Source organism: Labedella gwakjiensis, assembly GCF_003014675.1.
GTDB classification, from domain to species: Bacteria; Actinomycetota; Actinomycetes; order Actinomycetales; family Microbacteriaceae; genus Labedella; species Labedella gwakjiensis.
Window position 1 is genome coordinate 2,721,985 of sequence record NZ_PYAU01000001.1, and the last position, 19,842, is coordinate 2,741,826.

Consider the following 19,842-nt stretch of genomic DNA (forward strand, 5'->3'; position numbering starts at 1 on the left):
TCGAGGCACGAGCCTCGACGCCCGGGTGGGTTCGTCGCTTTCCGCGTAGGGTTCTTCAGGAGGAAGTCACATGTTCGAATCGGTCGAGGTGCTCAAGAAGGAGCACAAGGAACTGCAGGACGAGCTCGCCGACCCCGCGCTGCATGCGGATCCCGCTCGCTCGAAGCGCGTCAACCGCCGCTACGCCGAGCTCTCCCGCATCGTCGCGGCCGAAGCCGCCTGGATCCAGGCGAAGGACGACCTCGACGCAGCTCGCGAGCTCGCCAAGGAGGACGAGGCCTTCGCCGACGAGGTGCCGGTGCTCGAGGAGCACCTGCAGTCGTCGCAGGAGAAGCTGCGCCGCCTCCTCATCCCGCGCGACCCCGACGACGGCCGCGACGTGATCATGGAGATCAAGGGCGGCGAAGGTGGCGCGGAGAGCGCGCTCTTCGCGGCGGACCTCCTCCGCATGTACCTGCACTACGCCGAGTCCAAGGGGTGGAAGACGGAGCTCCTCGAGCGCACGGAGAGCGACCTCGGCGGCTACAAGGACGTGCAGGTGGCGATCAAGTCGAACGCGAGCGACCCGTCGCAGGGCGTGTGGGCTCACCTGAAGTATGAAGGCGGAGTGCACCGTGTCCAGCGTGTACCCGTCACGGAGTCGCAGGGGCGCATCCACACCTCGACGACTGGCGTGCTCGTCTTCCCCGAGGTGGACGAGCCGGAGGAGGTCGACATCAACCAGAACGACCTCAAGATCGACGTGTACCGGTCGAGCGGTCCCGGCGGTCAGTCCGTGAACACCACGGACTCCGCCGTGCGCATCACGCACCTTCCGACGGGCATCGTCGTCTCGATGCAGAACGAGAAGAGCCAGCTGCAGAACCGCGAGGCCGGTATGCGCGTGCTGCGCGCGCGTATCCTCGCGCGTCGTCAGGAGGAGCAGGCCGAGCTCGACAGCGCGGCACGCAAGAGCCAGATCCGCACGATGGACCGTTCGGAGCGCATCCGCACGTACAACTTCCCGGAGAACCGCATCGCGGACCACCGCACCGGGTACAAGGCGTATAACCTCGACGCGGTCATGAACGGTGCCCTGGACCCGCTCATCTCATCGGCGATCGAGGCCGACGAGGAGGCTCGCCTCTCCGCCGTAGCCGACGCCTGACCCCTCCCACCCCCTAGACCCCTCTAGACCCCAAAAAGATTTCGATACAGCATGTGTTTTCGTGCTGTATCGAAATTTTTTTGGGGCATTAGATGAGGTACTCGGGGGTCGGGAGGCCGTGGGAGGCGGCGGTGCCGCGAGGGCGCGCTCTGGCCGGGACGCCGATGAGGAGCGAGTCCGGGGGAGCATCCTTCGTCACCACCGCGTTCGCCCCGACGATGCTGCCGTGACCCACGACGATCGGCCCGAGGATCTTCGCGCCGGCGCCCACCTGCACTCCGTCGCCGAGGGTCGGGTGACGCTTGCCGCGCCCGCGGCTCTTCCCGCCGAGCGTCACGCCGTGGTAGAGCATCACGTCGTCGCCGACCTCCGCCGTCTCGCCGATCACGACACCCATCCCGTGGTCGATGAAGAAGCGACGGCCGATCGTGGCCCCCGGGTGGATCTCGATCCCCGTGAGGAACCGGACGAACTGCGAGCCGAGGCGCGCCGGAAGGCGGAATCCACGGCGCCACAGTCGCGCATTCATCCGATGCGCCCAGATCGCGTGCAGGCCGGAATAGCCGAGCACGATCTCCAGGGAGCTGCGCGCGGCAGGGTCGTGGACCCGCGCCGACGTGATGTCCTCGCGCAGCCGGGAGAGCAGAGACACGGGGGAGCTCAGTCGGCGAGTCCGGCCCACAGCGGCGTCGAGATGTAGCGCTCGCCGGTGTCGCACACGATCGCGACGATCGTCTTGCCGGCGTTCTCCGGTCGCTTGGCCAGCTCGATCGCCGCCCACATGATCGCGCCGGACGAGACGCCCGCGAGGATGCCCTCCTGTGACGCCATGTCCTTGGCCACGGCGATCGCGTCGTCGAACGAGACGTCGACGACCTCGTCGTAGACGGTGGTGTCGAGCACCTCCGGCACGAAGTTGGCACCGATGCCCTGGATCTTGTGCGGGCCGGGCTTGCCGCCGTTGAGGATGGGGGAGTCGATGGGCTCGACGGCGACGATCTGCACGCCGGGCTTCCGCTCCTTGAGCACCTGGCCGACTCCTGTGATGGTGCCGCCCGTTCCGACGCCGGCGATGAAGATGTCGACACCGCCGTCGGTGTCGCGCCAGATCTCCTCGGCGGTCGTCGTACGGTGGATCTCCGCGTTCGCCTCGTTCGCGAACTGCTTCGCCCAGATTGCACCGGGGGTGGTCTCGACGATCTCCTTCGCCTTCTCCACAGCGCCCTTCATGCCGAGCGCCGGGTCGGTGAGGACGAGCTCGGCGCCGAACGCGCGCAGGAGCACGCGGCGCTCCTGGCTCATCGACGAGGGCATCGTGAGGACGACCTTGTAACCCCGAGCCGCGCCGACGAGCGCGAGGGCGATGCCCGTGTTGCCGCTCGTGCCCTCGACGATCGTCCCGCCGGGCTTCAGCTCGCCGGAGCGCTCGGCCGCGTCGACGATGGCGACGCCGAGCCGGTCCTTCACACTCGATCCGGGGTTGTAGAACTCGAGCTTCGCGAGGATCGTCGCGCCCGTGTCGCTCGCGAGCCGGTTGATGCGGACGAGCGGGGTGTTTCCGAACGCCGCGGTGATGTCGGAGTGGATCGTGCCGGTCATGGGAGTCCTTCGTCGGTGGGTGCGTCGATGCAGTGCAGGACTCAGCCTAAACGGCCGGGCTCCGAGTGGGTCGAAGATTGCGTCGTCTCTCGCGGGGGTTGCAGGGACGGCGACCGGTCCGTGACCATCGCCCGGTCGAAGGCGGCCGACCCGTCGACCCGGCGCAGCCGTTAGGCTGGAGGACCGACCCCCGCCCCCACGTCGGAACATCATGGACACCCCACCCGAAATCTCCCTCGCCGCTGCGCGCGCCCACGCCGCCGCGCGCCTCGCCGCCGCCGGCATCCAGACCCCCGAGGTCGATGCCGAGCTCCTGATCGGCCATGTCGTCGACCTCGGCCGCGGCGAGCTCGCGGCTGCCATGGTCGTGGGGAAGACGCTCTCCGCGCGGGATGCCGAGCACCTCGAGGACCTCGTCGCGCGCCGGGCCGCCCGGGAGCCCCTCCAGCACATCACCGGGACCGCCTTCTTCCGTTCGCTGCGCCTGGCGGTGGGTCCCGGCGTCTTCGTGCCCCGCCCGGAGACGGAGCTGCTCGTTCAGTACGCGATCGACGAGCTGCGCGCGCTGCCCGAGCCGTCGCCGATCGCCGTCGACCTCGGTACGGGGTCTGGCGCGATCGCGCTGTCGATGGCCACGGAGGTGCCGCAGTCGACCGTGTACGCGGTGGAGAACTCCGTCGACGCCTTCGTGTGGGCGCGGCAGAACGCCGATTCCGTGGGGGCGACGAACGCGACCGTGGTGTTCGACGACCTCGCGCACGCCCTCGCACGCCTCGACGGCACCGTCTCCCTCGTCGTGTCCAACCCGCCATACGTGCCGGACGCGGCTATCCCGCGCGATCCGGAGGTGCGACTGCACGATCCGGCCCACGCGCTCTACGGGGGCGCAGACGGACTCGACGTCGTGCGCGACGTGTCCTCGACAGCGCTCCGCTTGCTCCGTCCGGGCGGACGGGTGCTCATCGAACACGGAGAGCTGCAGGGCGAGGCGATCCGCGACCTCCTCGCCGCCGACGGATGGTCGGCCCCCGCCACCTTTCGCGATCTCACGCAGCGCGACCGCATCACCTCCGCCACCCGCTGACGAGGCGGAATGCGGGATGATCCGGGTCGTGGAGGGGGCTCACGGCACTCGTCGGTAGAATCGAGCCCGATGTCACGCGTCTACGACTGCTCCGTCGATTCCCAGCTCCTCACCGGCATGCGTCTCGCCCGCCAGGCGATCGGCCACGGTGAGCTCGTCGTCATCCCCACCGACACGGTCTACGGCGTCGCCGCCGACGCCTTCGACGCGAAGGCCGTCGCGCGCCTGCTCGACGCGAAGGGCCGCACCCGCTCCCAGCCGCCGCCTGTCCTCGTGCCCGGCATCTCGACGCTCGAGGCCCTCGTGGCGGAGTTCCCGGACATCGTCCGCGAGCTCGTCACCGAGTTCTGGCCAGGCGGGCTCACGATCGTGATGCAGGCGCAGCCCTCGCTCGCGTGGGACCTCGGGGAGACGGCCGGAACCGTCGCACTCCGGATGCCGGCGAACCCCCTCGCCCTCGAACTCCTCGAGGAGACCGGCCCTCTCGCCGTCTCCTCGGCGAACCTCACGGGGCAGCCGGCCGCGACGACGGCTGCCGAGGCCGAGGCGATGCTCGGCGACAGCGTGTCCGTGTACCTCGACGGCGGCTCGAGCGGCGACTCCGGGGCCTCGACGATCATCGATGCGACGCAGCTCGCCCTCCCCGACGGCCAGATCACGATCCTGCGCAACGGCGCCGTCTCGGGTGAAGAGCTGCGCCGAGTCCTCGGGCCGACCCTCGCCGGCGGCGGGTGGCCCGACGACTCATGATCCAGTACGTCCTCATCGCCGGGTTCGCCGCGATCGTCACCTATGTGCTCTGCCTCGCGGTCTTGCGCGCTGCGCACAAGTGGAAGCTCTACCCGGAGATCCGCACGCGTGACGTGCACACGCGACCGACCCCGCGCCTCGGTGGCATCGCGATGTTCCTCGGCGTGGTCGCCGCGTTCGTCGTCGCGTCTTTCAACCCGTATTACCGGCTGATCTTCGCCAATCCCGGCCCGGTGTGGGCGATCCTCGGGGCCGCGTTCATGATCGTCGTGATCGGCATGGCCGACGACATCTGGGACCTCGACTGGATGATCAAGCTCGCGGCGCAGTTCCTCGCCGCCGGGCTCATCGCCTGGCTCGGCGTCCAGATCTACTCTCTCCCCATCGGCGGACTCACCGTCGGATCCGGCTGGATGTCGGTGGCGATGACGGTCTTCGCGATCGTCCTGGTCATGAACGCCGTCAACTTCATCGACGGGCTCGACGGACTCGTGGCGGGCGTGAGCCTCATCGCCAACGGGGTGTTCTTCCTCTACGGCTACCTGCTGATTCAGCGGATCAGCCCGTCGGACTACTTCAGTCTCTCGCTCCTCATCTCGGCCGTCCTGTGCGGGGTCTGCGCCGGATTCCTCCCGCTCAACTGGCACCCGGCGAAGCTCTTCATGGGAGACGCGGGCGCGCTCCTCGTCGGCCTGCTCATGGCGACGAGCGCCATCGCGATCACCGGTCAGATGGACCCGGCGTTCATCGAGGGTCCCAGCGCCTTCGGCCGCACGCAGCTCATCGGTGCGTTCATTCCGATCATCCTGCCGTTCGCCATTCTCGTTGTGCCCCTCCTCGACTTCGGACTCGCGGTCACGCGGCGTCTCCGTGCAGGCAAGTCACCGTTCAGTGCCGATCGGCTCCATCTCCACCACCGCCTGCTCGACATGGGCCACTCGCAGATCCAGGCCGTGCTCATCTTCTACGCATGGACGATCGTCATCTCGGTGTCGAGCCTCATGTTCTTCGTGTTCCAGCCGTATACGATCGCGCTCTCGTTCCTCATCGTGGGCGTCGTGATCTGCACCGTCGTCACGCTCGCGCCGCTCGGTCGCCGCAAGACGGTGGAGACCGCAGCCCAGTCCACTCCGGAGGGTGCGGTCGAGCACGCCGGCATCGCCGCCTTCGACCCGCTCGACGAGGCGGCGAACGATCGCAGCCCCGACGCCCCCGTTCCCGCCGCCGTCGTCGAATTCGCCGAGAACCTCGACGCCGACAGACACGACGGTCAACCCAAGGAAGACATCCGATGAGCTCCAACCCGATTCTCCGTTCGACCCTCATCTACGGCGGTGCCGTCGCCGTGGTCCTCGCGATCGTCGCCGGGGGAGTGGGCTTCGCGATCGACGGGCAGCGCGGTCTCGTGAGCGGTGTGCTCGGCATCGTGATCGCGGCCTGCTTCCTCGGCCTCACGGCCGGCAGCATCCTCTTCGCGAACCGTTTCCGCGACTCCGAGGTCTATATCCCGGTGTTCTTCGGCATCGTCATGGGTGGATGGATCCTGAAGTTCGTCATCTTCTTCGCTGTGGCCTTCGTCCTGCGCGATCAGAGCTGGATCTCGACGCCCATCATGTTCGTGAGTCTCATCGTCGGAACTCTCGCGACGCTCGTCGCCGACGTCTTCGTGATCGCGAAGTCGCGGATGCCGTATGCGAGCGACGTGAAGCTTCCCACCTACACGGATGCCGATGACTGAATCTGCCCAGGGTTCGTGACCCGCCCGGAATATTGATAGAGTTAGAGGAGATTCCCCAACCGTTTCCCACACTTTGCCGTGTGCGCGGTATGGCGTCTTCCGAACGTTCGTCGACGCGAGAGCAGAGCTCCACGCCCCGAAACAGGAGATAGCGCTGATAGCAAACGCTGTGCACCTGCTGGTACCAACAGCAACCGATGATGGTGGCTTCCACGCTCCCTCGATCAACGAGTTCTTCCCCGAGTCGTTCCTCTTCGTAGGCACGCCGTTCGAGATGAACCGCATCATGGCGATCCGGCTGCTCGCAACCCTCGCCCTGGTGCTCGTGTTCTGGCTCGGCACACGCCGCATGCGCGTCGTGCCCGGCCGCTTCCAGTCCGTCATCGAGATGGGTCTCGACTTCGTCCGCAACAACATCGCGTTCGATCTCCTGGGAGAGAAGGACGGCAAGCGGTTCCTGCCGATCCTCACGACCATCTTCTTCATGGTGCTCTTCATGAACGTCACGGGAATCATCCCGGGGCTGAACATCGCCGGCACGAGCGTCATCGGCGTACCGCTGGTGCTCGCCCTCGTGGCATACGTGACGTTCATTTACGCGGGCATCAAGAAGCACCCGGGCACGTTCTTCAGGAACACGCTCTTCCCCCCGGGCGTCCCGTGGTTCCTCTACATCATCGTCACGCCGATCGAGCTGCTCTCGGCGTTCGTGCTGCGGCCCGTCACCCTCGCGCTGCGACTGCTCATGAACATGCTCGTCGGGCACCTCCTGCTCGTGCTGTTCTTTGCGGCCACCCAGTTCTTCATCTTTTCTCTCGGAAGCGGCTGGATCCTCGCCGGCGTCGGAACGCTCGCCTTCGGGCTCGCATTTACCCTGTTCGAGCTGCTCGTCGCGGTTCTGCAGGCCTACATCTTCTCCCTCCTCACCGCGGTCTACATCCAGCTCGCGGTCGCTGACGAGCACTAACCGACTCAGCTCGCTCTACCGGGTCAGGCGACCGCCTGATTCACATCACGAAAGGAAACACAGTGGAATCCACCACCGTTCTGGCGGAAATCACCGGAAGCATCGCGACGGTCGGCTACGGCCTCGCAGCGATCGGCCCGGCCATCGGCGTCGGCATCGTCGTCGGCAAGACCATCGAAGGTGTTGCTCGCCAGCCCGAGCTCGCCGGACGCCTCCAGGTCCTGATGTACATCGGTATCGCCTTCACCGAGGCGCTCGCCTTCATCGGTATCGCGACCGCCTTCATCTTCGGCGCCTGATCCGACCCCCCGTAGAGGAGTCAACGTGCTTCACGCAGTAGTACTGAGGGCAGCCGAGGAGGGCGAGGCGCCGAACCCGCTCTTCCCGGCCAGCTACGACATCATCTGGTCGTCTGTCTGCTTCGTCATCATCCTCGTCGCGTTCTGGCGCGTCTTCCTTCCGCGTATGCAGAAGCTGCTCGACGCGCGATCGGCAGCTATCGAGGGCAACATCGCGAAGGCCGACGAGGCCCAGCGCCAGGCCGAGGCAGCGCTCGAGCAGTACACCGCTCAGCTCGCCGAGGCACGGCAGGAGGCAGCGGCCATCCGCGAGGGTGCTCGTGAGGACGGCAAGAAGATCGTCGCCGAGGCGAAGGATCAGGCCGTCGCCGAGGCGCAGCGCGTCCAGGCCGGCGCCCAGGCCCAGATCGAGGCAGAGCGTCAGGCGGCCGTCGTGTCGCTGCGTCGCGACGTCGGAACGCTCGCGCTCGACCTCGCAGGCAACGTCATCGGAGAGACCCTCACGGACGACGCGAAGGCGTCAGCTCTCGTGGACCGCTTCCTCGCGGACCTCGAGGCATCGGAGAAGGCCAGCCCTTCAGCAAGGAACAACTGACCAGTCATGGGTAGCGCAACACGGGAGGCACTCGTCTCGTCGAAGCAGGTCCTCGACGCGACGGGCTCCGTCGACCTCGCGGTCGCATCGGAGCTGTTCCAGGTCGGGCGGGCCGTCGGCGGCTCGCTCCAGCTCCGGAGCCTCCTCACCGACCCATCGACTCCGGACGACACGAAGCGTGCGATCGTCGAGCGGGTGTTCGCCCAGACCGGCGACACCACCCGTTCGCTCGTCACGTCACTCGTGTCGGCTCGGTGGTCGAGCCACGACGACCTGCTCGAGGGGATCGAGGAGCTCGCGCTCCGTGCCTCTGCTGTCGCGACGGGCGACCAGGCATCGATCGCCTCCGAGCTGTTCGAGTTCGGTCGCGTGGTCTCGAGCGACGCGGAGCTCGAGCTGGCTCTCGCCTCCAAGCTCGGCCGACCCGAGGCGAAGGCTGCTCTCGTCGAGCAGCTCCTGAACGGCAAGGCGTCGCCCGCAACGGTGACGATCATCAGTTCGCTCGTGCAGCAGCCGCGCGGCCGCCGCATCGGCGAGCTCCTCCGTCACGCTGCGCGCGTGGTGGCGGATCAGCGCGGCCAGACCGTCGCGACGGTCACGAGCGCGACGCCCCTCGGCGACGCGCAGCTCGAGCGGCTCCGTTCTGCTCTGTCCGGCAGCTACGGCCGCGACCTCACGATCAACGAAGTCGTCGATCGGTCGCTCGTCGGCGGGCTCCGCATCCAGGTGGCGGACGACGTCATCGACGGCAGCATCTCGTCCCGTTTGGGCGAGCTCAGAAGACAACTCGCCGGCTGACGCCGAGCGCAGGCATTTCACGGGAACACCCCACAGGATAGGGAAGAAGATGGCAGAACTCACGATCAGCCCGGATGAGATCCGGAACGCGCTGAAGGACTTCGTCACGTCGTACGAGCCCACCGGCGCTGCGACGACCGAGGTCGGCCACGTCACCAACGCATCGGACGGCATCGCCCACGTCGAGGGTCTCCCCGGCGTCATGGCGAACGAGCTCATCCGCTTCGGCGACGGCACGCTCGGACTCGCGCTCAACCTCGACGAAGACGAGATCGGTGTCGTCGTCCTGGGTGAGTTCACCGGAATCGAGGAGGGCCAGGAGGTCACCCGCACCGGAGAGGTCCTCTCCGTGCCCGTGGGCGACGGCTACCTCGGTCGCGTCGTCGACACGCTCGGAAACCCGATCGACGGCCTCGGAGAGGTCGCGTCGAGCGGCCGCCGTGCCCTCGAGCTCCAGGCGCCCGGCGTCATGCAGCGCAAGTCGGTGCACGAGCCGCTCCAGACCGGCATCAAGGCCATCGACGCCATGATCCCCGTCGGCCGCGGCCAGCGTCAGCTCATCATCGGCGACCGTCAGACCGGTAAGACGGCCATCGCGATCGACACGATCATCAACCAGAAGGCCAACTGGGACTCGGGCGACGAGAACAAGCAGGTTCGCTGCATCTACGTCGCCATCGGCCAGAAGGGTTCCACGATCGCCTCCGTCAAGGGCGCGCTCGAGGACGCCGGAGCCATGGAGTACACGACGATCGTCGCGGCCCCCGCCTCCGACCCCGCCGGCTTCAAGTACCTCGCTCCGTACACGGGCTCCGCCATCGGTCAGCACTGGATGTACGAGGGCAAGCACGTCCTCATCATCTTCGACGACCTGTCGAAGCAGGCAGAGGCCTACCGCGCCGTGTCCCTCCTCCTCCGTCGCCCGCCGGGCCGCGAGGCGTACCCCGGCGACGTGTTCTACCTGCACTCCCGCCTGCTCGAGCGTTGCGCGAAGCTCTCCGACGAGCTCGGCGCCGGATCGATGACGGGTCTCCCGATCATCGAGACGAAGGCGAACGACGTCTCCGCATATATCCCGACCAACGTGATCTCGATCACCGACGGCCAGATCTTCCTCCAGTCCGACCTCTTCAACGCCAACCAGCGTCCGGCGGTCGACGTGGGTATCTCCGTCTCTCGAGTCGGCGGTGACGCTCAGGTCAAGTCGATCAAGAAGGTCTCGGGAACGCTCAAGCTCGAGCTCGCCCAGTACCGCTCGCTCGAGGCGTTCGCGATGTTCGCGTCCGACCTCGACCCGGCCAGCCGCCGCCAGCTCGCCCGAGGCGCTCGCCTCACCGAGCTGCTCAAGCAGCCGCAGTACTCGCCCTACCCCGTGGAGGAGCAGGTCGTCTCGATCTGGGCCGGCACCAAGGGCAAGCTCGACTCGATCGCGATCGAGGACGTCCTGCGCTTCGAGCGCGAGATGCTCGACTACCTCGGCCGCAACACGAACGTGCTCACCACGCTCCGCGAGACGAACGTCCTCGACGACGACACCACCGCCGAGATGGAGAAGGCTATCGACGCCTTCGCCCTCGAGTTCCAGGCCGGCGACGGCCACGGGATCGGCGACCCGGGTTCGGAGGACGTCGACTCCCTCGAGGCCGAGAACGTCGGCCAGGAGAAGATCGTGAAGGGTCGCCGCTAGTCCATGGCCGCCACACTCCGGGTCTACACGCAGAAGATCAAGTCTGCGCAGACGACCAAGAAGATCACCAAGGCGATGGAGCTCATCGCCGCCTCGCGCATCCAGAAGGCGCAGGCACGGGTAAAGGCGTCCGCGCCGTACTCGCGGGCGATCACCCGGGCCGTGTCGGCGGTGGCGACGCACTCCAACGTCGATCACCCGCTCACGACGGAGCCGGAGCACATCACGCGCACCGCCGTCGTCGTGTTCTCCTCCGACCGCGGTCTTGCCGGCGCGTTCAACTCGCAGATCCTCCGCGAGGCGGGCGAGCTGACCGAGCTGCTGCGCGATCAGGGCAAGGACGTCGTCCATTACCTCGTGGGACGCAAGGCGGTCGGGTACTTCCAGTTCCGTCGCCGCGCGTTCGTCAAGGACTGGCAGGGCGGTACGGACAACCCGGACTTCGAGACGGCTCGTGAGATCGCCACGACGCTCCTCGAGGCGTTCTCGAGGGACGCCGCTGACGGCGGCGTCGATGAGATCGTCCTCGTGTTCAACCGCTTCGTCAGCATGATCACGCAGACGCCGGAGACCGTTCGTCTCCTGCCTCTCGAGGTCGTCGAGGCGGATGCCAGTGACACGAGTTCGGAGGTCTTGCCTCTGTACGAGTTCGAGCCGGACGCAGAGACGGTCCTCGACCAGCTGCTGCCCGTCTACATCGAGAGCCGCATCTTCAACGCCATGCTGCAGTCGGCCGCCGCTAAGCACGCGGCGACGCAGAAGGCGATGAAGTCGGCGAGCGACAACGCGGACACCCTCATCACCGACTACACCCGACTGCGCAACAACGCACGCCAGGCGGAGATCACCCAGCAGATCGCAGAGATCGTCGGCGGCGCCGACGCCCTTTCGGTCAAGTGACGACAGACCACGAAGAGAGAAGAACAGCAATGACTATCACTGCCGAAGCCACGGGCCCGGCGTCCGAGCAGAAGGCCGGAGTCGGTCGGATCGCGCGAGTGACCGGTCCCGTCGTCGACGTCGAGTTCCCTCACGACGCGATCCCGGAGATCTACAACGCTCTGAAGACGACGATCGCCATCGGCGACGAGTCGACGGTCATCACACTCGAGGTCGCTCAGCACCTCGGTGACGACCTCGTCCGCGCCATCGCGCTGAAGTCGACCGACGGTCTCGTCCGCGGCCAGGAGGTCATCGACACCGGAGAGGCGATCTCCGTCCCCGTCGGTGACATCACCAAGGGCAAGGTCTTCAACGTCATCGGTGAGGTGCTCAACGCTGAGCCCGGCGAGACCATCGAGATCACCGAGCGCTGGCCCATCCACCGGAAGCCCCCGCGCTTCGACCAGCTCGAGTCCAAGACCCAGCTGTTCGAGACCGGCATCAAGGTCATCGACCTCCTCACCCCGTACGTGCAGGGTGGAAAGATCGGTCTCTTCGGTGGTGCGGGTGTCGGCAAGACCGTCCTCATCCAGGAGATGATCCAGCGCGTGGCGCAGGACCACGGTGGTGTGTCGGTGTTCGCCGGTGTCGGCGAGCGCACCCGTGAGGGCAACGACCTCATCGCCGAGATGGAGGAGGCTGGAGTCTTCGACAAGACGGCCCTCGTCTTCGGCCAGATGGACGAGCCCCCGGGAACCCGTCTCCGCGTGGCCCTCTCCGCGCTCACGATGGCGGAGTACTTCCGCGACGTGCAGAAGCAGGACGTGCTGTTGTTCATCGACAACATCTTCCGCTTCACGCAGGCCGGTTCCGAGGTCTCGACGCTGCTCGGCCGTATGCCTTCCGCCGTGGGCTACCAGCCCAACCTGGCGGACGAGATGGGTCAGCTGCAGGAGCGCATCACCTCGACGCGTGGTCACTCGATCACGTCGCTCCAGGCGATCTACGTCCCCGCCGACGACTACACCGACCCGGCTCCGGCCACGACGTTCGCGCACCTCGACGCCACGACCGAGCTCTCGCGTGAGATCGCGTCGAAGGGCCTGTACCCGGCCGTCGACCCGCTCACGTCCACGAGCCGCATCCTCGACCCGCGTTACTTGGGCGAGGACCACTACCGCGTTGCGACGACGGTGAAGCAGATCCTCCAGAAGAACAAGGAACTGCAGGAGATCATCGCCATCCTCGGTGTCGACGAGCTCTCGGAGGAGGACAAGGTCACGGTGTCGCGTGCGCGCCGTATCCAGCAGTTCCTCTCGCAGAACACCTACATGGCGAAGAAGTTCACCGGTGTCGAGGGCTCCACGGTTCCGCTCAAGGACACCATCGAGTCGTTCGACGCGATCGCCAAGGGTGAGTTCGACCACGTGGCCGAGCAGGCGTTCTTCAACGTCGGTTCGATCTCGGACGTCGAAGAGAAGTGGGCCCAGATCCAGAAGGAGAACGGCTGATCATGGCGGGCGCTCCGCTCACCGTCAGCGTCGTCGCCGCGGACCACGAGGTGTGGACCGGCGAGGCGACGATGGTCGTCGCTCGCACCGTCGAGGGCGAGATCGGTATCCTCCCGGGTCACGAGCCCATGCTCGCCATCCTCGCGAAGGGTGAGGTCCGCCTCACCCTGGCCGACGGACGCAAGCTGACGGCGAACGCCGAGGACGGATTCCTCTCCGTGGAGAAGAACGTCGTCTCGATCGTGGCGGGCACCGCGAGCCTCGTCTCGTAGTCCCCTCCGTTCTTCCTCTCCTCCGTACGCCCCGTGCTTCTCCTGCTCCCTCCGTCTGAGACGAAGGTGCAGGGAGGCACGGGGCGTTCGTTGTTGCTCGGTGCTTTGAGCTTCCCCGAGCTCACGCGAGTTCGCTCCCGGGTGCTCTCCGCCCTCGCGGAACTGTCGGCGGACCCGGAAGCCGCGGCTCGGGCCCTGAAACTGGGTCCGAAGGGGCTCGGGGAGATCGCGGTGAACCGTGCGGTGCGCCGGTCGGCCACCGTACCGGCGATCGACCGGTACACCGGAGTGCTGTACGACGCGCTCGACGCCGCCACGCTCTCGACGTCGGCTCGGGCTTTCGCTGCCGAGCATCTCGTCATCCAGTCCGCCCTCTTCGGACCGGTGGGCGCCCTCGATCCCATTCCCGGATACCGGCTGTCGCACTCCACGTCGCTCCCGGGCGTGCGACTCACGCAGACGTGGGCCGGCCCCGCCGGTGCTGCGCTCTCCGCCGCCGGGGGACTCGTCGTCGATCTCCGATCGGAAGGCTACGCGGCGCTCGGCCCGCTCGGCGAACCCTCCCACTCGGTCTATGTGCGCGTGGTGTCGGTGGACGGCGACGGCCGCCGCCGCGCACTCAACCACTTCAACAAGAAGACGAAGGGCCTCTTTGCCCGAGCCCTCGTCGAGAGCGGCGTCGTCCTGGAGAGCGTCGATGAGCTCACGGCGTGGAGCGAAGGCGCCGGCTTCGTGCTCACGCCGGGAGCTGAGCCGGGGGAGTGGGATCTCCTGGTGCCGGAGGCAGCCTCAGCTCCCGCTACCGGCGCCCGCTGAGGTCGCGTCCGTCTCGCGCGCACGCCAGCAGCCGTCGAGGTGGTCGTCGACGAGACCCGCCGACTGCATGAGCGCATGCATGGTCGTCGGTCCGACGAAGCGGAATCCGTGTGCGCGCAACTCGGAGCTGAGGGCATGGGACTCCGGGGTGGTCGTCGCGATGTCGTCCCACGTCCGCGGGCGGGGTCGTCCCTCCCGCGGGGGTGCGAAACTCCAGACGAGTTCGCCGAGCGGGCGATCGAGCCGCAGCATCGCCTGTGCGTTCCGGATCGTCGCCTCGATCTTCATCCGGTTGCGGATGATGCCGGCGTCGCCCATGAGCCGAACGACGTCGTCGTCTCCCATCGCCGCGACGACCTCCGGCTCGAATCCCGCGAACGCTGAGCGAAATGCCGGGCGTCTCTTGAGGATCGTGATCCAGGAGAGTCCGGACTGGAAGCCCTCGAGGCTGATCTTCTCGAACAGCTCGCGGTCGCCGCGGAGCTCTCGGCCCCATTCCTCGTCGTGGTAGCGCTGGTACTCGGGGTCGTCGCCGCACCACGAACACCGGAGACGACCGTCTGCGCCCTCGACGAGAGGCTGACGCGGCGGTCGTACCACCGGTGTCGAGGGCTGATTCTGCTGATCGGGAGTGTCCATGCCCCGAGAATACGGCGAGCCACCGGCGCTCCGACCTGGGCGATGTCAGCCGTGGGACAGGAGAGCGCTCGTCGACCTGTGGACGACGAGTCAAGCCGACGGCGATGCCGCGTCTGCGCGACTAGCCTGGAAGCATGGCAGACATGGAATACCGCCCGCTCGGTCCCTCGGGGCTCATGGTCTCTACCGTCGGAATCGGTTGCAACAATTTCGGCCGCTCCGGCACCGTCACGGAGACGCAGGAGGGAACGGACGCCGTCGTCGACGCCGCGATCGACGCAGGTGTCACTCTCTTCGACACGGCCGACATCTACGGCAAGGAGCCCGGTCTCAGCGAGACGCTCATGGGGAACAGCCTGCGCGGTCGCCGCGACCAGGTGATCGTCGCGACGAAGTTCGGCCACAGCGAGTACGAGGTCGGCATCCCGAGCTGGGGCGCGAAGGGGTCGCGTCGCTACGTGCGCCTCGCCGTCGAGGCGTCGCTGAAGCGACTGCAGACCGATTGGATCGACCTCTACCAGCTGCACACGCCCGACCCGGTCACCCCCATCGAGGAGACCCTCGCGGCTCTCGATGAGCTCGTCGTCGAGGGCAAGGTGCGCTACATCGGCCATTCGAACTTCTCCGGCTGGCAGGCCGTGGAGGCCGACTGGGCCGCCCAGTCGGCGGGTACGACCTCCTTCGTCTCCGCGCAGAACGAGTACAGCCTCATCGTCCGCGATGCGGAGAAGGAGCTCCTCCCCGCCCTCGATGCCTACGGCATCGGCTTCCTTCCCTACTTCCCGTTGTACAACGGGCTGTTCACGGGGAAGTTCAGCCGTTCGGGTGGCCCGAGCGACTCTCGGATCATGCGGCAGCGTCCGCACCTCCTGGAGAACGCGCCGTGGGACGCGATCGAGAAGTTCGAGTCGTTCTGCGCTAAACGCGACATCACGATGCTGCAGGCGACCGTCGGCTGGCTCCTCGCCCAGCCGGCGCTCACGAGCGTGATCGCCGGGGCCACACGGCCCGAGCAGATCGCGCAGAACGCGCAGGCGGCCACGGCGTGGGACGCGAGCGACGAGGACATCGCCGAGATCGGCGCGTTGTTCGCCTGACGTATCCGCGGGCACCCCAGTGGATGGCGTCCGCCCGTCGCGCCGCTAGGATTTCCTGGAAGGCGTCAACCCCAAGCGCCAATCGACCTCGAAGGGTTCACCGGTGACCGAGACCATCGCGTTCGCGTCCTCCCGCGTCGTCGACGCGGGACGCGGACGCCGGATCGATCTCCGGTGGGCTGCGATCAGCGACACCGGTCGTCGACGCGACGTCAATCAGGATTCCCTCATCGTGGAGTTCCCGATCGTCGCGGTCGCCGATGGGATGGGTGGGTACACCGCTGGCGAGGTGGCGAGTGCGGCTGTCACGACGCGACTCCAGGAACTCGCGACCCGGAGCGATTCCGAGGTCTCAGAGGCCCGGATCGAGGAGGCCCTCAGGCGAGCGGTCTCCGATTTGGCCGAGTCCGTCGAGGACGTGTCGCCCGGCACCGGGACGACCGTGACGGGACTCGTCTTCGGCGTGCACGACGGGCTGCCGGGGTGGACCGTCTTCAACATCGGAGACTCCCGGGTGTACCGGCTCGACGGCGACACGCTGTCGCAGGTCACGACGGATCACTCCGTCGTCCAGGAGCTCGTGGCGATCGGTGCGATCACGCCGGACGAGGCCGAGACGCACCCGCACGGCAACGTGATCACGCGCGCCGTCGGCTTCTCCGAGGACCCGGTGCCGGACTATCTCGTCGCTCCCATCGAGGCCGACGTGAGATGGGTGGTCTGCTCGGACGGGCTCACGAAGGAGCTCACCGATTACGGCATCCGGCACTACCTGCTGCTCGGTAGCTCACCGGAGGAGGCCGCGCGTCTCCTCGTCGACGCCGCGGTCGAGAACGGTGGGCGGGACAACATCTCGGTCATCGTCCTCGACGCGCTCGTCGGCGGCGAGGACGTGACCGAATCCGACTGAGCTCGGTCGTCGTCCCCAGGCGACCGCCGATCGAGGCGTCCACACGTCGACGCTTCTGTCGCCGCCGGGTTCCTCTCGCATGATCTGATCGGCGCATGCCGTCCCATCGCTCCGCTGAATCGCCCGCCGTTCGTGTCGTCGTCCCGGCACCGCCCGCCCCACGGGAGCCGCACCCGTTCCCTGTGGTGGCGACGATCGCCCCTGTCGTCGTATCGCTCGCGATGTGGGCGGTGACGAGATCTCCCTTCGCGCTGATGTTCGCGGCGTTCGGGCCCGTGATGGCGATCGCGGGCTACGTCGACGCCGGTCTCGGGGGCCGACGGCGCTACCGGACCGCGTCGAGGAGCTTCGCCACCGCGATGCGCGATGCCGAGGACGACGTCGCCCGGGCGCACGACGATGAACGCCGTCGCCGTTGGACGGAGCATCCCGCGCCGTCGTCGATCGTCGAGGCGGGGAGGACCGATGTGCGATGGAGGATGGCGGCCGATGCGGCGTCCCGCGTGAGCATCGGGGCGGGAGCGGCACCCAGTGCCCTCGTTATCGATGGCGGGGGACCACCCGATGCGAAGGTCTCTCACGACTCCGAGCGGCTCCGTCGGGCCGCCTCGATCGTCGACGACGTCCCGGTTCTCATCGATACACGACGGGGGGTCGGGATCATCGGGCCGCTCGCCATCGGTCGAGCAGTCGCGCGTGGACTTCTCGTGCAGCTCGCGCATGCCTCCGCCCCCGATGTCCTCGAGGTCTCGGCACTCCCCGATACGGGGTGGGAGTCGTTCATCGACCTCCCGCACGCGGTGCGCCGCCCGGGGGCGTCCTCCACCGCGGCGTCGACTGTCAGTGTGGAGGAGCGCAGCGCGAACGCGGGAGGTTCCGTGACCGCGGCAGACCTGCGCATCGTCATCGCTCCGAGCGTCGCCGATCTCCCTGCCACGTGCACCGAGATCGTCGAGTGCCGATCTCCCCGCAGCCTCGTCTGGAGGCGAGCCGATTCCCCCGAGCGGGTCGAGGTCGTCCCCGACCTCGTCTCCGTGCCGGACGCGACACGGTTCTCGGCGGCGATGGTGTCGGACGCCGAGTCCCTCGGTCTCGCCCTTCGAACCACCGAGCCGCCGGAGAGACTCCGGTTCGACGAACTGCCGCGCGCGACCGCGCAGCCCGGAGGTCCCCCCGCCGTCGCCATCGGGGCGACCACGGACGGTCCGTTCATGGTGGATCTCGTGAAGGACGGGCCGCACGCTGTGATCGGTGGGACGACGGGGAGCGGGAAGAGCGAGCTGCTCATCACGTGGGTACTGGCGCTCGCGGCCTCGACTAGCCCGGCTCACCTCTCCCTGCTGCTCTTCGATTTCAAAGGCGGTGCGACATTCGCCGAGGTGGCGGATCTTCCTCACGTCACCGGTCTCGTCACGGATCTCGATGAGGGGACGGCGGATCGTGCGCTCGCGAGCCTGCGGGCCGAGCTCCGGCAGCGCGAACGGATCCTGCACGAGGCGGGGGTGCGAGACGTCAGGGATGCCCGCCCCGGCTCGCCTGCGCGTCTCGTGATCGTCGTCGACGAGTTCGCCGCCATGATCGAGTCGTTCCCCGATCTGCACGCGGTCTTCGTTGACCTCGCCGCGCGCGGTCGTTCCCTCGGGGTGCATCTCGTCCTGTGCACGCAGCGCCCGGCCGCCGCGGTGCGCGACGGCGTGCTGGCGAACTGCGACATCCGGATCAGCCTCCGAGTCAACAACCCCGGTGACAGCATGGCCGTGGTGGGCACGTCCGACGCCGCTTCGCTACCGCCGACGAAACCGGGCCGTGTCGTGGCCTCGCTCGGTGGGCGACCGGCCGTGGTCGCCCAGATCGCGGAGTCCGTGGCGGCGGACGTGCTCGCCACTGCTCGGGCGTCCTCGGGAACGACGGCCCGTCGCCCGTGGCTCGATCCGCTTCCGGCCCGCATCGATCTCGGCGCCCTCGTCGAGCCGGAGGATGGGTTCGTCGTCGGTCTGCTGGACCTCCCCGCTGAGCAGAGCCAGCCCGCGGCCGTCTACCGGCCGCAGGTAGACGGACACCTCCTGGTGCTGGGCTCCGCCGGCCGCGGTTCGTCGACACTGCTCTCGGTGCTTGCGGCCCAGCATCCGTCGGGCTGGTCCGTGCTCCGGGTGCCGTTCGATCTCGAGGAGGCGTGGGACGCCGTGAGCGAGATCGCGACGCGCGCTCGCGCAGGTGCGGAAGCTGCGTCTGACGACCGACTCCTCGTGCTCGTCGACGACCTCGATCTCCTCCTCTCACGATGGGGCGACGACTACGGGCGCGCGGCGCGCGGCGAACTCGTCGAGATCCTGAGGTCGGGGCCGGCGAGTGGGATCCATCTGGTCCTCGCCGCGCATCGAGCGACGGCGGATGTCCTCGCGCTCACGGATCTCGTCGGTTCCACCATCCGCCTCGGCAGTGCCTCGAAACACGAGCATGTGCTCTCGGGAGCCGACAGCTCGAGCTATCGAGCGGATCGTCGGCCAGGAAGCGGGGTGTGGAGAGGATCAGAGCTGCAGGTGGCCTGGGTCGAACCGGACGACGACGGAACGGCGCGGCGCTCGGCGACGACACCGATGGTGCGGCTCGACCACGGCCTGACCATGATCGTGTCGCGGCGCCCGGCCGATCGTGCGCGGTGGGCTCGCGACCAGGGCACGGCTGACGTGATCCTGCTCGGCGCTCCCGGGCATGGGACCCTGCGGATCGACGAGGTGTCCGATCCCGCGCGATCCACAGTGATCGTCGGCGACCTCGACGCGTGGCAGCAGCAGTGGGCATTGCTCACCGCCCTCCGCACCACCGCCACGGTCGTCGTCGAAGACGCGAGCGCTGGAGAGTTCCGCTCGCTCACCCGGCAGAGCGGGCTACCACCGTGGATCACTCCGGCATCCGGCCGGGCGTGGCTCATGCGACCGGGTCAGCCCATCGCTCGCGTGCGATTCGAGGCGATCCGGCGTCCCGAGGGAACGGCCGGCCGTGCGCGCTCGCGACGGGATGCGGCGGTCACCTCAGGCGCGCGCTCATGAG

Annotated in this window: 20 protein-coding genes; 17 read left to right on the forward strand and 3 right to left on the reverse strand. The window is 67.7% G+C overall.

Annotated features, from left to right (window positions below):
• The first annotated feature begins 70 nt into the window (after positions 1 to 70).
• Complete coding sequence (gene prfA, locus CLV49_RS12770) at positions 71 to 1,147, forward strand: peptide chain release factor 1 (RefSeq protein WP_106563877.1); 1,077 nt, start codon at positions 71 to 73, stop codon at positions 1,145 to 1,147.
• A gap of 88 nt (positions 1,148 to 1,235) precedes the next feature.
• On the opposite strand, the gene epsC is transcribed toward prfA, so the two are convergent.
• Both epsC and cysK read right to left on the reverse strand, forming a co-directional pair.
• Positions 1,236 to 1,799 (reverse strand): serine O-acetyltransferase EpsC, encoded by a 564-nt coding sequence (gene epsC / locus CLV49_RS12775; RefSeq protein WP_106565088.1) that lies wholly within the window; start codon positions 1,797 to 1,799, stop codon positions 1,236 to 1,238.
• An 8-nt stretch (positions 1,800 to 1,807) separates the two neighbouring features.
• The gene (cysK, locus tag CLV49_RS12780; RefSeq protein WP_106563878.1) at positions 1,808 to 2,746 is read right to left on the reverse strand and encodes a cysteine synthase A; all 939 of its coding nucleotides are present in this window, start codon (positions 2,744 to 2,746) and stop codon (positions 1,808 to 1,810) included.
• A 211-nt stretch (positions 2,747 to 2,957) separates the two neighbouring features.
• Between cysK and prmC the strand changes: the two genes are divergently transcribed.
• From prmC to CLV49_RS12845, 13 genes are all read left to right on the forward strand, one after another.
• On the forward strand, positions 2,958 to 3,830 hold the full coding sequence (gene prmC, locus CLV49_RS12785; RefSeq protein ID WP_106563879.1) for a peptide chain release factor N(5)-glutamine methyltransferase: 873 nt from the start codon (positions 2,958 to 2,960) through the stop codon (positions 3,828 to 3,830).
• Between the two features lie 69 nt (positions 3,831 to 3,899).
• On the forward strand, positions 3,900 to 4,580 hold the full coding sequence (locus CLV49_RS12790) for an L-threonylcarbamoyladenylate synthase (RefSeq protein ID WP_106563880.1): 681 nt from the start codon (positions 3,900 to 3,902) through the stop codon (positions 4,578 to 4,580).
• Positions 4,577 to 5,875: an MraY family glycosyltransferase gene (locus CLV49_RS12795; protein WP_106563881.1), complete on the forward strand. Its 1,299-nt coding sequence runs from the start codon at positions 4,577 to 4,579 to the stop codon at positions 5,873 to 5,875. The genes CLV49_RS12790 and CLV49_RS12795 overlap by 4 nt, the downstream gene beginning before the upstream one ends.
• The gene (locus tag CLV49_RS12800; RefSeq protein ID WP_106563882.1) at positions 5,872 to 6,318 is read left to right on the forward strand and encodes a Cg1360 family ATP-synthase-associated protein; all 447 of its coding nucleotides are present in this window, start codon (positions 5,872 to 5,874) and stop codon (positions 6,316 to 6,318) included. Before CLV49_RS12795 ends, CLV49_RS12800 begins: the two co-directional genes overlap by 4 nt.
• 169 nt (positions 6,319 to 6,487) lie before the next feature.
• A complete protein-coding gene (gene atpB / locus CLV49_RS12805) occupies positions 6,488 to 7,285 on the forward strand; it encodes a F0F1 ATP synthase subunit A (protein WP_106563883.1) in 798 nt (265 codons plus the stop codon).
• A gap of 62 nt (positions 7,286 to 7,347) precedes the next feature.
• A complete protein-coding gene (gene atpE, locus CLV49_RS12810; RefSeq protein WP_106563884.1) occupies positions 7,348 to 7,584 on the forward strand; it encodes an ATP synthase F0 subunit C in 237 nt (78 codons plus the stop codon).
• A gap of 25 nt (positions 7,585 to 7,609) precedes the next feature.
• On the forward strand, positions 7,610 to 8,179 hold the full coding sequence (locus CLV49_RS12815) for a F0F1 ATP synthase subunit B (protein ID WP_106563885.1): 570 nt from the start codon (positions 7,610 to 7,612) through the stop codon (positions 8,177 to 8,179).
• Between the two features lie 6 nt (positions 8,180 to 8,185).
• Complete coding sequence (locus CLV49_RS12820; RefSeq protein ID WP_106563886.1) at positions 8,186 to 8,977, forward strand: F0F1 ATP synthase subunit delta; 792 nt, start codon at positions 8,186 to 8,188, stop codon at positions 8,975 to 8,977.
• Between the two features lie 49 nt (positions 8,978 to 9,026).
• Complete coding sequence (gene atpA, locus CLV49_RS12825; RefSeq protein ID WP_106563887.1) at positions 9,027 to 10,664, forward strand: F0F1 ATP synthase subunit alpha; 1,638 nt, start codon at positions 9,027 to 9,029, stop codon at positions 10,662 to 10,664.
• Positions 10,665 to 10,667: 3 nt separating this feature from the next.
• The gene (locus CLV49_RS12830) at positions 10,668 to 11,564 is read left to right on the forward strand and encodes a F0F1 ATP synthase subunit gamma (protein ID WP_106563888.1); all 897 of its coding nucleotides are present in this window, start codon (positions 10,668 to 10,670) and stop codon (positions 11,562 to 11,564) included.
• A gap of 35 nt (positions 11,565 to 11,599) precedes the next feature.
• A complete protein-coding gene (gene atpD / locus CLV49_RS12835) occupies positions 11,600 to 13,057 on the forward strand; it encodes a F0F1 ATP synthase subunit beta (protein WP_208019842.1) in 1,458 nt (485 codons plus the stop codon).
• A gap of 2 nt (positions 13,058 to 13,059) precedes the next feature.
• Positions 13,060 to 13,329: a F0F1 ATP synthase subunit epsilon gene (locus CLV49_RS12840; protein ID WP_106563890.1), complete on the forward strand. Its 270-nt coding sequence runs from the start codon at positions 13,060 to 13,062 to the stop codon at positions 13,327 to 13,329.
• Between the two features lie 33 nt (positions 13,330 to 13,362).
• Complete coding sequence (locus CLV49_RS12845) at positions 13,363 to 14,145, forward strand: YaaA family protein (protein ID WP_106563891.1); 783 nt, start codon at positions 13,363 to 13,365, stop codon at positions 14,143 to 14,145.
• Here CLV49_RS12845 and CLV49_RS12850 read toward each other — a convergent pair.
• Positions 14,119 to 14,784: a DNA-3-methyladenine glycosylase I gene (locus CLV49_RS12850; RefSeq protein WP_106563892.1), complete on the reverse strand. Its 666-nt coding sequence runs from the start codon at positions 14,782 to 14,784 to the stop codon at positions 14,119 to 14,121. The two genes, CLV49_RS12845 and CLV49_RS12850, sit on opposite strands and share 27 nt — an antisense overlap.
• Positions 14,785 to 14,918: 134 nt before the next feature.
• Between CLV49_RS12850 and CLV49_RS12855 the strand changes: the two genes are divergently transcribed.
• The 3 genes from CLV49_RS12855 to CLV49_RS12865 all read left to right on the forward strand — a co-directional run bounded on the left by CLV49_RS12855 (position 14,919) and on the right by CLV49_RS12865 (position 19,841).
• Entirely contained in the window at positions 14,919 to 15,881 is a 963-nt protein-coding gene (locus CLV49_RS12855) for an aldo/keto reductase (RefSeq protein WP_106563893.1), read from the forward strand.
• A gap of 103 nt (positions 15,882 to 15,984) precedes the next feature.
• Positions 15,985 to 16,791 carry a PP2C family protein-serine/threonine phosphatase gene (locus CLV49_RS12860; protein ID WP_106563894.1) on the forward strand — a complete coding sequence of 269 codons (807 nt, stop codon included), beginning with the start codon at positions 15,985 to 15,987 and terminating at the stop codon, positions 16,789 to 16,791.
• A gap of 230 nt (positions 16,792 to 17,021) precedes the next feature.
• Entirely contained in the window at positions 17,022 to 19,841 is a 2,820-nt protein-coding gene (locus CLV49_RS12865; protein WP_158261978.1) for an FtsK/SpoIIIE domain-containing protein, read from the forward strand.
• Position 19,842 lies beyond the last annotated feature (1 nt).

Coding starts and splice junctions, on each gene's coding strand:
- CLV49_RS12830 (WP_106563888.1), top strand. CDS start 10,668: ATGGCCGCCACACTCCGGGTCTACACGCAGAAGATCAAGTCTGCGCAG.
- atpA (WP_106563887.1), top strand. CDS start 9,027: ATGGCAGAACTCACGATCAGCCCGGATGAGATCCGGAACGCGCTGAAG.
- cysK (WP_106563878.1), bottom strand. CDS start 2,746: ATGACCGGCACGATCCACTCCGACATCACCGCGGCGTTCGGAAACACC.
- CLV49_RS12855 (WP_106563893.1), top strand. CDS start 14,919: ATGGCAGACATGGAATACCGCCCGCTCGGTCCCTCGGGGCTCATGGTC.
- CLV49_RS12850 (WP_106563892.1), bottom strand. CDS start 14,784: ATGGACACTCCCGATCAGCAGAATCAGCCCTCGACACCGGTGGTACGA.
- prmC (WP_106563879.1), top strand. CDS start 2,958: ATGGACACCCCACCCGAAATCTCCCTCGCCGCTGCGCGCGCCCACGCC.
- CLV49_RS12790 (WP_106563880.1), top strand. CDS start 3,900: ATGTCACGCGTCTACGACTGCTCCGTCGATTCCCAGCTCCTCACCGGC.
- CLV49_RS12795 (WP_106563881.1), top strand. CDS start 4,577: ATGATCCAGTACGTCCTCATCGCCGGGTTCGCCGCGATCGTCACCTAT.
- CLV49_RS12840 (WP_106563890.1), top strand. CDS start 13,060: ATGGCGGGCGCTCCGCTCACCGTCAGCGTCGTCGCCGCGGACCACGAG.
- CLV49_RS12820 (WP_106563886.1), top strand. CDS start 8,186: ATGGGTAGCGCAACACGGGAGGCACTCGTCTCGTCGAAGCAGGTCCTC.
- prfA (WP_106563877.1), top strand. CDS start 71: ATGTTCGAATCGGTCGAGGTGCTCAAGAAGGAGCACAAGGAACTGCAG.
- CLV49_RS12800 (WP_106563882.1), top strand. CDS start 5,872: ATGAGCTCCAACCCGATTCTCCGTTCGACCCTCATCTACGGCGGTGCC.